This window comes from Klebsiella sp. MS 92-3 (genome assembly GCF_000195655.1).
Classification (GTDB): Bacteria; Pseudomonadota; Gammaproteobacteria; order Enterobacterales; family Enterobacteriaceae; genus Klebsiella; species Klebsiella pneumoniae.
Genome location: NZ_GL882827.1, coordinates 6,112 through 6,461 on the forward strand (window position 1 = coordinate 6,112; position 350 = coordinate 6,461).

The window sequence follows — 350 nt, forward strand, 5'->3', positions numbered from 1 at the left end:
CCCCCCCCCCCCCCGCCCCCGCGGGGGGGCCGTTTATCCCCCCGACAAGGAGGAGGTGAATATGCGGCGTATGGTTCTGGCACTGCTGCTGTCCAGCTATTTACCCTCGGCGGACGCCAGCATGGTTATTGACGGCACACGGATTATTTTTCCCGGCGACAAAAAAGAGATCGCCGTCCGGGCCACCAATATGGGGGAGACCCCCTCTCTGACGCAGGTCTGGGTCGACGATGGCCGCGTGCAAAATCAACCGGAAAAGGATGCGGCGCCGTTTATTGTGCTGCCGCCGATTGTGCGCATCGAACCGGGAAAAGGCCAGAGCTGGCGCCTGGTGTTTAACGGCAGCCGCC

At 62.6% G+C, this 350-nt stretch carries 1 protein-coding gene; it reads left to right on the top strand.

Annotated elements, in window-relative coordinates; translation table 11 throughout:
• Positions 1-61 precede the first annotated feature (61 nt).
• The coding region (locus HMPREF9538_RS09590; protein ID WP_032457180.1) for a molecular chaperone at positions 62-350 on the top strand (289 nt) is incomplete at its 3' end.